The 11,084-nt window shown below is 60.5% G+C and carries 9 protein-coding genes; 5 read left to right on the plus strand and 4 right to left on the minus strand.

Going from position 1 to position 11,084, the window contains the following annotated elements:
* Nucleotides 1–28: 28 nt before the first annotated feature.
* Together purN and purM are read right to left on the minus strand one after the other, a co-directional pair.
* The gene (gene purN / locus HJA_RS11885; protein WP_035582547.1) at nucleotides 29–616 is read right to left on the minus strand and encodes a phosphoribosylglycinamide formyltransferase; all 588 of its coding nucleotides are present in this window, start codon (nucleotides 614–616) and stop codon (nucleotides 29–31) included.
* A complete protein-coding gene (purM, locus tag HJA_RS11890; RefSeq protein WP_035582549.1) occupies nucleotides 613–1,638 on the minus strand; it encodes a phosphoribosylformylglycinamidine cyclo-ligase in 1,026 nt (341 codons plus the stop codon). Before purM ends, purN begins: the two co-directional genes overlap by 4 nt.
* Before the next feature lie 107 nt (nucleotides 1,639–1,745).
* On the opposite strand from purM, the gene HJA_RS11895 reads away from it, so the two are divergent.
* Genes HJA_RS11895 through HJA_RS11910 form a run of 4 tightly spaced genes read left to right on the plus strand, consistent with a single transcriptional unit; the run spans nucleotide 1,746 to nucleotide 7,173 of the window.
* Entirely contained in the window at nucleotides 1,746–2,768 is a 1,023-nt protein-coding gene (locus HJA_RS11895) for a hypothetical protein (protein WP_155839949.1), read from the plus strand.
* Nucleotides 2,765–3,490: a P-loop NTPase family protein gene (locus tag HJA_RS18055; protein ID WP_162177053.1), complete on the plus strand. Its 726-nt coding sequence runs from the start codon at nucleotides 2,765–2,767 to the stop codon at nucleotides 3,488–3,490. The genes HJA_RS11895 and HJA_RS18055 overlap by 4 nt, the downstream gene beginning before the upstream one ends.
* 30 nt (nucleotides 3,491–3,520) lie before the next feature.
* Nucleotides 3,521–5,692 (plus strand): RNA degradosome polyphosphate kinase, encoded by a 2,172-nt coding sequence (locus tag HJA_RS11905; RefSeq protein WP_035582553.1) that lies wholly within the window; start codon nucleotides 3,521–3,523, stop codon nucleotides 5,690–5,692.
* The gene (locus HJA_RS11910; RefSeq protein WP_035582555.1) at nucleotides 5,692–7,173 is read left to right on the plus strand and encodes a Ppx/GppA family phosphatase; all 1,482 of its coding nucleotides are present in this window, start codon (nucleotides 5,692–5,694) and stop codon (nucleotides 7,171–7,173) included. Before HJA_RS11905 ends, HJA_RS11910 begins: the two co-directional genes overlap by 1 nt.
* A 1-nt stretch (nucleotide 7,174) precedes the next feature.
* On the opposite strand, the gene rnd is transcribed toward HJA_RS11910, so the two are convergent.
* Nucleotides 7,175–8,341 carry a ribonuclease D gene (rnd, locus tag HJA_RS11915; protein ID WP_035582556.1) on the minus strand — a complete coding sequence of 389 codons (1,167 nt, stop codon included), beginning with the start codon at nucleotides 8,339–8,341 and terminating at the stop codon, nucleotides 7,175–7,177.
* A 94-nt stretch (nucleotides 8,342–8,435) separates the two neighbouring features.
* On the opposite strand from rnd, the gene aspS reads away from it, so the two are divergent.
* Nucleotides 8,436–10,268: an aspartate--tRNA ligase gene (aspS, locus tag HJA_RS11920; protein WP_035582558.1), complete on the plus strand. Its 1,833-nt coding sequence runs from the start codon at nucleotides 8,436–8,438 to the stop codon at nucleotides 10,266–10,268.
* A 67-nt stretch (nucleotides 10,269–10,335) separates the two neighbouring features.
* Here the strand turns inward: aspS and HJA_RS11925 are convergent, their stop codons facing one another.
* Entirely contained in the window at nucleotides 10,336–11,052 is a 717-nt protein-coding gene (locus HJA_RS11925) for a pentapeptide repeat-containing protein (protein ID WP_051597623.1), read from the minus strand.
* Nucleotides 11,053–11,084 lie beyond the last annotated feature (32 nt).

The raw sequence follows: 11,084 nt of genomic DNA on the forward strand, positions 1-11,084 counted from the left end.
ATCCGGCGGGCTCTTTCTTTGGTCCGGCTTAATCAGCCAGGATCTGCTCGCACGCCATCGCCAGCGCACGCGGATAGAGCTTGTGCTCCTCGACCAGCACCCGCGCCGCGAGGCTGTCTTCGGTATCGCCCGGCAGGATCGGCACGCGCGCCTGCGCGATGACCTTGCCCTCATCCACGCCTGTCGACACCCAGTGAACCGAGCAGCCGCCCTCCGCATCGCCTGCCTCGATTGCGCGCTGATGGGTGTGTAAGCCCTTGTATTTCGGGAGAAGTGAGGGGTGGATGTTGATCATCCGGCCTTCCCACCGGGTCACGAACCAGGGCGTCAGAACCCGCATGAAACCGGCAAGCGCGATGATTTCGGTCCCGGCCTTTTCAAGCGCCGCATTCAGGGCACGCTCGAAGGATTCCCGGTCCTTGCCGTAGAGCTTGTGATCGACCGAAGCTGTTGCAATCCCTGCAGAAGCCGCGGTTTCCAGACCCTTCGCATCCGGCCGGTTTGACGCCACCAGAACGGGCTCAGCGGGATAAGAAGGATCGGTCGCCGCCTCCAGCAGCGCCTCCATATTGGAGCCGCGCCCGGAGATCAGGATGGCCAGCTTCAGGCGTTTCATGCGGCGGCGAGGCGGCCCAGAATGACAGGCGCTTCACCCGCTGTCTGCAGAACGGCGCAAACCGTATCGGCGTCTTCCGGGGCCACCGCGAAGACCATGCCGATACCCATATTGAAGGTCCGGTGCATCTCGTCTTCTGTAACGTTACCTGCAGATTGGAGCCATTCAAATACAGGCGGGGGTGTCCAGGCCTTCCGCTCGATCACCGGTGCCAGATGGTCCGGGCACATGCGCGGTGTGTTCTCGGTCAGTCCGCCGCCTGTAATATGCGCGAGGCCTTTGACCAGGCCTTTCCGGATCAGCGGCAACGCCGCCTCGGCATAAAGCCGCGTCGGTGTCAGCAGGGCTTCGCCGAGCGTCTTGTTGGAGAAGGGCGATGCGTCGTCATAGGACAGGCCCTCCCGCTCGACGATCCGGCGGATCAGGGAATAGCCATTCGAGTGGGGCCCCGAAGAGGCGATGCCGATCAGCAGGTCGCCTGCCACCATCGAATCCATCCGGGGCAAAACCTTGTCCCGGTCGACTGCGCCGACAACGAACCCGGCGAGGTCATAATGCCCCGGCGGGTACATGCCGGGCATTTCGGCGGTTTCGCCACCGACCAGCGCGCAACCGGATTGGCGGCACCCTTCGGCAATACCGGAGATGACGGCTTCAGCGATCCCTTCCTCCAGTTTTCCTGTCGCGAAATAGTCCAGGAAAAACAGGGGCTCAGCGCCTTGTGCCAGAACATCATTGGCGCACATGGCGACCAGGTCGATGCCGACCGTGTTATGTATGCCGGTTTCGAAGGCGAGCATCAGCTTGGTGCCGACCCCGTCCGTGCCGGACACGAGAACCGGGTCGTTATAGCCCGCCGCCTTGAGGTCAAACAGCGCGCCGAAGCCGCCCAGCCCGCCCATGACGCCAGCGCGACGGGTCGCCTTGGCAAGGGGGCCAATGGCATCGACGAGCCGCTCGCCTGCCTCAATATCGACACCAGCGTCGCGGTAAGAAAGGGAAGTCTTGGAAGGGTCGCTCATGATGACTCGCGCGTTAGCATGGGGAATTCGACTCTGCCAGTGCCGAGCGCGGTTCCAGCCCCGCGAATGACTTGCTACAAGGTCGCCAACCGAGGAGGTCTCTGACCATGATTCGTATGCTTCTTGCTTCCGTGTTCGCAGCCTTGTTTGCGATTTCCATTGCTGCAGCGGATACGCAGGACGTTTACACGATCCCGGATCTGCAAGTGGATGAGGTCGCGCCGACCCTGATTCAGGCACGCGAGCAGGCCATGGCGTCTGCCCGCCTTCAGGGCGCGCGCCAGCTGATCGACAAGATCACGCTTTCCGAAGACCGTATCGCGGCTGGCGGCGTTCCTGTCGATGGTGCCTTGGCGAACCGGCTTTCTGCGGCCGTGGATGTGCAGGAGGAAACAGCCGGGGCCGGACGCTACAAGGGCACACTCCGGGTGGTCTACAATCCGCGCATGGTGCGTGCCCATCTGGACGGACTGGGTGTGCCTTATGTGGATACCCAGGCACCGCTCAGCCTGATGGTTCCGCTGGCGGCTTCGGCAGACCTCGAAGAAGCCTGGCGCGAAGCTCTGGGCCCGGCCAATCCCGGCGCACTGGCGCCTTATGTGACGGCGAATCTCGCTGGCTATTCCAGCTATAGCGACTGGAACGCCCTCTCGCCCGAAGCTGGCAGCCTGCGTGCGCGCCGGGCGGTGCTCGCCGAACTGATGGGACGAGAAGGCGCCTGGCGCGTCAGCGTCTCGATTGTAACCACGGCGGGGACTGAAACAATCGGAATCACACTTCCGGCCAGCACTGTCGATGGTGCAGCGGCTGCCATGGTCGGACTTCTGGAAGAGAACTGGAAGCGGGCCTCCATCATTCGTGGCGGTGAACGGACGCAGGCCAAGGCAACCGTCCGCTACACCTCACTTGCTGAATGGAACACGCTTCGCGGTGCGCTGGCGCGGTCTCCGCTCGTGTCGGATTTCCGGACAACCGCCGTCGCCCGTGATGGCGCTGTCGTCACCTTTGCCTATCTGGGCGACCCGCAACGGCTGCAAAATGACCTCTTGCAGCGGGGCGTGGCACTTGGAGATGAGCCGCAGGCGGGATGGGTGCTCCGCTCGGCCGTATCAGCTGCAGGGATTCCGTGAGCAAGCGGCCATCCGTACCGACCGGACAACCAGACCAGTTGAGTTTTGCCTTCCCGGCAGGACCGCTCCGGTTTGAGCAACTGGTCGTTACGCCGTCCAATCAGGCGGCGGTCAGCATCATTCGCCAGCCGGACAAGTGGCCAACGGCTGTGTTCTGTATCACGGGACCGCGCCGGTGCGGTCTGACCACCTTGCTGCAGGCCTGGAGTGGTGAAACCGGCGGCACTTACTTCACTGCAGCTGAATTTGCGAAGCTGAAGCAGAACCGTCTGTCAGCTCTGGCCAGCGAATTCGTTGCTGTCGACGATGCTGAAAAGGTGGCGGGCAGGGAAGCCTTGCTGACGTTTATCAACCAGACATCCGAGGCCGGTGGGCGGCTTTTGCTTGCGTCTGCGGAGAGCCCTTCGCAATGGCGCGTTACATCGGCAGACCTGAAATCGCGTCTGAATTCGATGCCGATTGTTGAAGTCATGCCGCCCGACGAGGACATGCTGATCGGCCGCCTGAGAGCAGCCGCTGCGCGTCATTACCTCAAGCTGGAGCCGGAAGTTGTCGCATATCTTTCGCCGCGCCTTGACCTCACCTACGAAGCCATTGAGGCGTTCGCGGAAAAGCTAAGTCATGGTGTCACAACGACAGGCCGCGCGCCTTCTGTTCCACTTGCAAAAGAGGTATTGGAGGCCATGGGTCTGGCGGAGCCTGACGAACCGCCGGCAAGCTGACACGACCGGGGCCGACAAAAGAGGATTTCCATGGCTGATGGGGGCGCCAAGACGGCGAGACAAATGATGGCTTCGCCCGACCGGTTTCTGAACCGGGAGCTTTCCTGGCTGGAGTTCAACCGGCGTGTGCTCGAAGAAGCGGCCAATCCGAACCACCCATTGCTGGAACGCCTGCGCTTCCTCTCGATCTCGGCGAGCAATCTCGATGAGTTCGAGATGGTCCGTTATGCGGGTCTCAGGGAACAGGTCCGCGCAGGTGTGACGAAGCCGAGCCAGGAGGGGCTGACCCCGGCAGTTCAGGTCGAGCAGATTGAGGAATTGTCGCTCAAACTGATTGCAGAGCAGCTGTCACGATGGCGGCAGTTGAAAGAGGAACTGGAGTCTGAAAACATCCATGTCCTGTCTGCAGGTGACCTCAGCAAGAAAGATCTTGCGGACCTGGATGCATTTTTCCGTAGTCATATTTTTCCCGTTCTGACGCCTCTGGCGGTAGACCCGGCGCATCCGTTTCCATTTATCCCCAATCTGGGCTTTTCGGTCGCCCTGGATCTGGTCTCCAGGCATGGCGATGAAGGGCATATCGGAATTGTGCCTTTGCCGGCGTTTGTCCGCCGTTTCATCCGCCTGCCGAGCAAGCAGAAAGGGCCGCTGCGATTTATCCCGCTGGAAGACGTCATCGGGTTGTTCATTGGCGACCTTTTCCCGGGATACAAGGAAAAGAGCCGCTGCCTGTTCCGCATCGTGCGCGACAGCGATATTGAAATCGAGGAAGAGGCCGAAGACCTCATCCGGGAATTTGAAGTGTTGCTAAAGCAACGCCGGCGTGGACGAATTGTCCGTTTGCGTATGCAATCCAGCGCGCCGCAGCACCTTCGGGAATTCATCACGCGGGAAATCGGTGCCGAGAATGCTGACGTCGTCCTCTATGACGGCATTCTGGGCATGGCACAGCTTTCAGAGCTGATTGTCGATGACCGGCCGGACCTGAAGTTCCCGCCTTACGACCCGCGGTATCCGGAACGTATCCGTGAAATGGGCGGAGACTGTTTCGCGGCCATCCGGATGAAGGACATCCTGGTCCATCATCCGTTTGAAAGTTTTGACGTCGTCGTTGAGTTCATCCGCCAGGCTGCTGCGGATCCGCAGGTCGTCGCCATCAAACAGACGCTTTACCGGACGACGAATAATTCCCCTATCGTTGCGGCGCTTGTCGAAGCGGCAGAAAACGGCAAGAACGTTACAGCACTGGTCGAAATCAAGGCGCGTTTTGACGAAGAGGCCAATCTGAGACTGGCGCGGGATCTTGAGCGGGCCGGCGTGCAGGTCGTGTACGGATTTATTGAGTACAAGACCCACGCTAAAGTGTCTCTGGTCGTCCGGCGTGAAGGCAGTGAGCTGCGAACCTACACCCATTTCGGTACCGGTAATTATCACCCGGTGAATGCTAAGGTTTATACGGACTTGTCGCTGTTTACCGCAGACCCGGCGCTGGGGCGGGACGCAAACCGGCTCTTCAATTTCGTGACCGCTTATCGGGAGCCGCCAGAAGTGGGGCCGGAGCTCGAAAAGATTTCGATGTCGCCGCTCAATCTCAAATCCGATCTGATCAAAATGATCGAGAAGGAAGCGAGCGCGGCACGGAAGGGAAACCCCAGCGGGATCTGGGCCAAGATGAATTCCCTTGTGGATGGAGACGTTATTGATGCTCTGTACAAGGCAAGTCAGGCCGGTGTCCCGATTGATCTGGTCGTTCGCGGCATTTGCTGCCTGAGGCCGGGGGTTGCCGGACTGTCGGACAATATCAGCGTTAAAAGCATTGTCGGACGCTTCCTGGAACATTCGCGTATTCTGTGCTGCGCGAATGGCGAGGCGTTGCCCTCTGCGAAAGCGAAGGTCTTCATTTCCTCAGCGGACTGGATGCCCCGGAACCTGGACCGCCGCGTTGAGGCACTGGTGCCGGTCGAAAATCCGACGGTACATCGTCAGGTGATGAACCAGATCATGGTCGCGAACCTGAATGATGAATTGCAGAGCTGGCTGATGCGGGAAGATGGCTCTTACATCCGGGCCAAATCGAGCGGAGACAGTTCGGGGTTCTCGGCCCACCGGTATTTCATGGACAATCCCAGCCTGTCAGGCCGTGGAAGCGCGCTTGAGGTCAGCCTGCCACCACGATTGCAACCGAAAGGGAGCAAAGGCTGATGCCCTTTCCGAATTCGCACAGGGCGGCGATCATCGATATAGGGTCCAATTCAGTGCGCCTCGTGATTTTCGATGTTCTCGGTGGATCAATCCTGCCGACATTCAATGAAAAGGTCATGGCGGGACTGGGCGTTGGGTTAGCCAAAACAGGCCGGCTTTCCGCCCCCGGACAAGACTCCGCTCTGTCTGCACTGGCCCGCTACCGTGCCATTCTGAAGGCATTGAATCTCCGGAACTTCCAGGCAGTTGCAACGGCCGCAGTGCGCGCCGCAGAAGACGGGGCAGACTTCATCCGCAAAGCCAACCGGGTGCTCGGACGGCCGGTGTCTGTGCTCTCGGGCGAAGACGAGGCGCGCCTTTCGGCCCTCGGTGTCGAAGCGAGCTTTCACGAGCCGCAAGGCGTGATCGGAGACCTTGGCGGATCCAGCCTTGAGTTCATGCAGATTGGGAAAGGCAAGGGAAAAGGCGAAAGCCTGATGCTGGGTCCATTGTCATTGATGGAGGTTGGCAACGACCCAAAGGATTTGCGGAAGGCCGTCCGGGCTGAGCTGAAGACGTCTGATGTCCTTGCGAGTGCCAAAGGCCGCTTCTTCGCTGTCGGCGGCGCGTGGCGAACATTTGCCAAGATCAACATGGAGCTGGAGAACTACGCACTGCAGGTTCTTCACGGTTACCAGATGAACCAGGGCCAGATCGCCCGGACAGCGAAACTCTGCATCGACTCGCTCTCCAACTCGACGTCCCGGTCGATGCTGGAATCTGTCGACAAGCGCCGGGCCAGGCATATGCCGATTGCGGCAATTGTGCTGGAAGAGCTCTTGTCCATCAGCAAGCTGGATGGTGTGTCCATATCGTCAGCCGGCTTGCGCGAAGGGGTGCTGACAGACCTTACGGGCGCAGCTGTGTCCGATCCGCTCCTGGATGGCGTGATCGCGTTTATCCGTCTCGATCACAACCAGATTGCCTTCGGGCAGGCGCTTCATGAGTTCATCGCGCCGGCCTTTGCGCCGGAGGCGGATTTGTTTGGCTCCCCGGCGGCGGATGTCCGGATTGAACAGGCTGCCTGCATGATGTCGGACAGTGCAGGACGTTTCCATCCGGATCATCGTGCCCAGATGGCGTATGATCAGGCGCTTCGTGCGCCCTATGCCGGCGTCTCCCATGCAGAGCGTGCGATGATCGCTTATGCGGTCGGTTGCCGGTATCAGAAGGATTTCAAGCGCCCGGGAGAGTATGTGGGTCTGACGTCTGAACCTCAGGCTGAGCGTGCGAAACAGTTGGGCAGCGCCATGAGGCTGGGGGCGGTGTTTTCCGGCCGGTCAGGCCCCATCCTGCGGCGGGCCAAGCTGTCACGGGATGGCGACAAGCTGTGCCTGAGCGTCGGGAAGACAGACAAGGCCATGATTTCCGAAACGGTTTCAAGGCGTCTCGCGCAAACCGCAAATGCGCTGCGCCTCCAGCCGGACATTCGCATCGGATAGATCAGACGTCGAACAGCCGAACCTGACCATTTTCAAAAGACACGGCGAGCTTGCCACTCAGCAGCGCCTGCGCCTTGCGTCCGAACATTTCGTAGCGCCAGCCATGCATGGCGGCGATGTCCTCTGAGGTCTCGCCGCGGGCGATGCGGTCGATGTCTGCGGCGTTCGCGATCAGGCGGGGCACGACGTCATTGTCTTCCGAAACATGCTTGAGCAGCACTTTCAGCAATTCCGGCGCACCGGCCGGGATCTGGGCATTCTGACGGCGCGGCTCCAGTTCGGGCGCAAACTGGTCCGGACTGTCCATTGCGGCCTGTACGGCATCCATCAGGCCTTGCCCGTGTTTGGAACGAATAAACCCGTTCGGCACAGCGCGCAGCTGGTTGTAGTCGTTTTCGCTGCGGGGCTTCTGGCTGGCGATTTCCTGTATCGCGTCATCCTTGAGGATCCGGCGGCGGGGCTTGTCGAGATCCTGCGCCAATTGCTCGCGCCATGCCGCCACGGCCACGATCAGGGCGGCATAGTCTTTCTTCTGGGTCCGCAGTTTCAGGCGCTGCCAGGCCTTTGCGGGATCCGTGTCGTATTTCGCCGGATCTTCCAGATCGGCCATCTCTTCCTGCACCCATGGCAGGCGGCCGCTCGTTTCCAGCTTTTCGTGCATGATGAGGTAGGCGTCGCGCAAATGGGTGACATCGCCCAGCGCGTAGACCAGCTGTTTCTGGGACAGGGGACGGCGCATCCAGTCGGTAAACTGGCTGGATTTGTCGATCTGGCGTCTCAGGACGCGCTGGACCAGATTGTCGTAGGAAATTGAATCGCCATAGCCGAGCGCCATGGCCGCGATCTGGGTGTCGAAGATCGGGCCCGGCGGGTGGCCGATCAGGCGATTGAAGATCTCGATGTCCTGGCGGGCGGCGTGAAAGACCTTCACGCGGTTGTCCGCGGCGATGAGATTCAGGAATGGACCAATGTCCAGATCTTCCGCCAGAGGGTCGATCAGGCCTTCAACACCGGGGGCGGATGCCTGGACGAGGCAGAGCTCGGGCCAATAAGTCGTTTCCCGATGAAACTCGGTGTCGACGCAGATAAAATCGCTTTCGGCCAGCTTTCCGCAGAAATCTTCGAGGGCCGACTGCTCAGTAATGGGAGTCAGGGTGTTGTCAGTCATCGCGGGCTTGCGTATCGCATCGCCAGAACAAATGCGAGAGTCTATTACCTCCCGCAGACATTTACTGGACCGACCCTTTCCGGAGACTGATCCGATGCACGCCTATCGCACCCATACCTGTGGGGAGCTTCGCAAATCCCACGTTGGCGAAACCGTCAAGCTGTCCGGCTGGCTGCACCGCCGCCGGGAGCATGCCGGGGCCCTGTTTATCGACTTGAGAGACCATTATGGCCTCACTCAGGTTGTGGTGTACCCGAATGCGTCCTTCTACGAGGACGCAAAGCGTGCAACGGCCGAGAGCGTGCTGACAGTGACCGGCAAGCTCATTGCCCGCGACGCCGAGGCCGTGAATCCGGAGCTGCCGACGGGTGAAGTGGAGCTTCCGGCAGAATCTCTGATCATCGAAAGCGCGGCAGAGAAGCTGCCGCTGCCCGTGTTTGCTGAGCCGGACTATCCGGAAGACATTCGCCTGAAGCACCGGTATCTCGACCTGCGCCGCGAGACGCTTCACAAGAACATGACGCTGCGCAGCAATGTGATCGCCAGCCTGCGCCGCCGGATGATGGAGCAGGGGTTCACCGAGTACCAGACCCCGATCCTGACGGCATCGAGCCCGGAAGGCGCGCGTGACTTCCTCGTGCCGTCCCGTCTGCACCCGGGAGAGTTCTACGCCCTTCCGCAGGCACCGCAGCAGTTCAAGCAGCTCCTGATGGTTTCCGGCTTCGATAGATACTTCCAGATCGCGCCGTGTTTCCGGGACGAAGACGCTCGCGCGGATCGCTCACCCGGCGAATTCTACCAGCTCGATATCGAGATGAGCTTCGTCACCCAGGACGATGTCTTCAATGCGATCGAACCGGTCATGCGCGGCGTGTTCGAGGAATTCGCTGGCTGGGATGACAAGCAGCGGACGGTTCCGGCTGAGCCGTTCCCGCACATTCCTTATGCCGAAGCCATGGCAAAATATGGTTCCGACAAGCCGGATCTGCGTAACCCGCTCGAATTGTCCGACGTGACCGAGTTCTTCGTGGACGAGGAAAAGACCGGCTTCGGCATTTTCGCCAAGATCATCAAAGGTGGCGGCAAAGTCGTCGCCATTCCGGCGCCGAAGGCGGCTGCGGAGAAGTCCCGCAAATTCTTCGATGACATGGACAAGTGGGCGAAGAAGGAAATGCAGGCGCCGGGTCTTGGCTATGCGCGCCTGAAAGAGGCCGACGGTGGCGGAGTCGATAGCCAGGACCCCGCCCTGAAAAGCTTCGCACCGGATCACCTGGCCGCCCTGCTGAAGCATCTGGGGCTTGGGGCCGGAGACGGCGTGTTTTTCTCGGCCGGCAAGAAAGGCGATGCCTACAAGCTGGCCGGCGCGGCGCGCAACAAGATCGGCGCCGAGCTCGACCTGACTGAGCAGGGCGTGTTCCGCTTCTGCTGGATCGTCGACTTCCCGATGTTCGAATATGACGAAGACGCCAAGAAGATCGACTTCAGCCACAACCCGTTCTCGATGCCACAGGGCGGTATGGAGGCGCTGGAAGCCGCCAGCACGGATGAAGAGATCCTCGACATCAAGGCGTTCCAGTATGACATCGTCTGCAACGGTATCGAGCTGTCGTCGGGCGCCATCCGGAACCACCGCCCCGAAGTGATGCTGAAAGCGTTCGCGATGGCTGGCTACGGGCCGGAAGTGGTCGAAGCGGAGTTCGGTGGCATGCTCAACGCATTCCGGCACGGCGCGCCGCCGCACGGCGGGATCGCACCGGGTGTGGACCGGATCGTCATGCTGCTGGCCGATGCCGAGAACATCCGCGATGTCACCTTGTTCCCGATGAACGGCCAGGCGCGCGACCTGATGATGGGGGCTCCCAGCCCGGTTGACGACAGCCAGCTGCGAGAGCTCAACATCCGGCTCGCGCCTCAGGTGAAGTCGTAGAAAAAACAAAGCCCGCGTCGATCTGATCGGCGCGGGCTTTTGATTTGTCAGGTGAGAAGCGCCGGGCCTATTCGCAGTCGGGCAGTGTCAGGCCTCGCGGCAACAGTGTGCGCTGGGATGCGCATGCGCCATCGAAGTCCGCATCATGCCAGCCGGTCAGCCCCGTCAGGTTTGCGTCGACAAAGCGGACATCCTTGAACGACGCTCCCTGAGCATTGGCTGCGTCCAGCTTCGTTTGGGACAGGTTCGCACCATTGAAAATGGCGGACATCATGATGGTGCCGCTAAGGTCTGCACCGGTCAGGTTGGCGCCGGAAAAGTCTGCGCCTTCAAGGGAAGCTGTCGCAAGATTAGCCGCCGCAAAATTGGCCCCGACAAGCATGGCTCTCTGGAGGTTCGTGCCAACGAGCACACTTTGCTTGAACTCTGCACCTGACGCCTGAACGGACTGCATGCGGGCATTCACGAGATTGGCGCCGGAAAGCTTCGCTGACGTAAGGACAGCCGCGCGCATGTCAGCGCCGGTCGCGATGATTCCCTCGAAATTGGTTTCCCGGGCCTGTGTGCCGCGCATGAAAGCATATTCGAGATTCGCTTCGCGATAGTTCGCGCCGCTGAGCGTCCAGCCGGTCAGGTTGCGTCCGGAAAGGTTGCAGCCGCTGCAGGACCCGACATAGCTGGGGGCCCAGGCGACAGGCTGGCTTTGTTGGTTGCGCTCCTGTGCCGAGGCCTCGAATGAGGTCACGGTTGCTAGGGCAGCAAGGCTGAACAGAACCCGGATCATGCCTAATGGGATACAGCGTTGTTTTGCCGGTC

It is taken from the genome of Hyphomonas jannaschiana VP2 (genome assembly GCF_000685215.1).
GTDB lineage: Bacteria > Pseudomonadota > Alphaproteobacteria > Caulobacterales > Hyphomonadaceae > Hyphomonas > Hyphomonas jannaschiana.